This window comes from Mediterraneibacter sp. 210702-DFI.3.120, assembly GCF_020561005.1.
GTDB classification, from domain to species: Bacteria; Bacillota; Clostridia; order Lachnospirales; family Lachnospiraceae; genus Mediterraneibacter; species Mediterraneibacter faecis.
This window is the reverse complement of record NZ_JAJCNG010000077.1, coordinates 1-536: the sequence shown is the minus strand read 5'-3', so window position 1 is coordinate 536 and position 536 is coordinate 1. Positions and strand designations below refer to the sequence as shown.

At 42.2% G+C, this 536-nt stretch carries 1 rRNA gene; it reads right to left on the bottom strand.

What is annotated here, in order from left to right:
- Positions 1-266: 266 nt before the first annotated feature.
- A 5S ribosomal RNA gene (gene rrf / locus LI162_RS15270) occupies positions 267-384 on the bottom strand.
- Between the last annotated feature and the right edge of the window lie 152 nt (positions 385-536).

The following is a 536-nucleotide window of genomic DNA, read 5'->3' as shown; positions in this document are numbered from 1 at the left end:
AGATATTTATCTAAATCTATTGATTTTTACTATATGCAGTTTTCAAGGTACATAAGATGAAGTTCTTATTCAGTTCTTCATCCGACTGATATTTTCATCAGTCATTACATACACAAATCTCTTTGTATATCTAATCACTGGTGAAACCAGCTATCATAACAGCACTGCCCTGCTGATTGGGTTGGCGGTGATAAGTTGTTGCTCATCTTTGCCTGTATCTATATGTTCAACTTCGGCAGCGTCTCTGCCTTAGTTTCTTTCTTTTAATTTGGCGGCCACCTACTCTCCCACACCGTCTCCAGTGCAGTACCATCGGCCGCTTAGGTCTTTACCATCGTGTTCGGGATGGGAACGGGTGTTACCCCTAAGCGCATCGCCACCAAAAGGTTTAGGTTACTTGATAACCCAACAATAGACAACAGTAAAAACTCTCTACTTCTTTCTTCCGTTTTAGTTGGATTGTTCCAGACGAAAGAAAGCATTTCTTCCTTAGAAAGGAGGTGATCCAGCCGCACCTTCCGATACGGCTACCTTGT